The sequence below is a fragment of the Thalassotalea sp. ND16A genome, from assembly GCF_000764205.1.
GTDB lineage: Bacteria > Pseudomonadota > Gammaproteobacteria > Enterobacterales > Alteromonadaceae > Thalassotalea_A.
This window is the reverse complement of sequence record NZ_JQDZ01000083.1, coordinates 1-632: the sequence shown is the minus strand read 5'-3', so window position 1 is coordinate 632 and position 632 is coordinate 1. Positions and strand designations below refer to the sequence as shown.

The following is a 632-nucleotide window of genomic DNA, read 5'->3' as shown; positions in this document are numbered from 1 at the left end:
GAGAAAAACAATTAAAAGTTGACGCATCGTGAACACTTGCGCTAAAAATTAAAGAAGGTTACGCGTTAAAAATTCAGGTGTTCACGATAAACCGGAATCGGTGTTCACGTTCGCCGGAATATGCAATTACTTCATTTCAATTGATATGAATAAAGATAATATTCCCGAGATGGTTGTTATCACCGAAGATAATAACTCAACCTCTGCTGATTTATGGTTTTTTGAAGAAGAAAAATGGCAATCCAAGTATATTTCGACATCGAACCCGAGTGATAATCATTTTTTGAAAACTTTGATAGAGGAATCTGAACTGAAAGTTACTCAGCCTAAATGGCAAGATTTGAATATTGGAGATTTAAAATTTAGAGTCTCACTTTAAGCCACAAAATAATGTAGTATTTTTAATCCACTTTTAGTTACGATTCATTTAATGTAATCTGGCTGCTATGAGCGATTAAGAGCCGTACAATACACCACTTAATCTAGAAAAAACACACCGTCATTGCGGCGCAGGCCTAACACCGATCAGTTAAGGAAAACGATCGGTTGACAGGAAAAAGGATCATACGACAATAGCCCCTTATATTTAATAAGGGTTATTTTCATGCTTTCAAATTGGTTAATTGATACAG

The 632-nt window shown here is 35.1% G+C and carries 1 protein-coding gene; it reads left to right on the top strand.

Translation table 11 applies throughout. The annotated features are described in order from the left end of the window. Positions 1 to 145: 145 nt before the first annotated feature. Positions 146 to 379: a hypothetical protein gene (locus ND16A_RS06775; RefSeq protein WP_033078138.1), complete on the top strand. Its 234-nt coding sequence runs from the start codon at positions 146 to 148 to the stop codon at positions 377 to 379. Positions 380 to 632 lie beyond the last annotated feature (253 nt).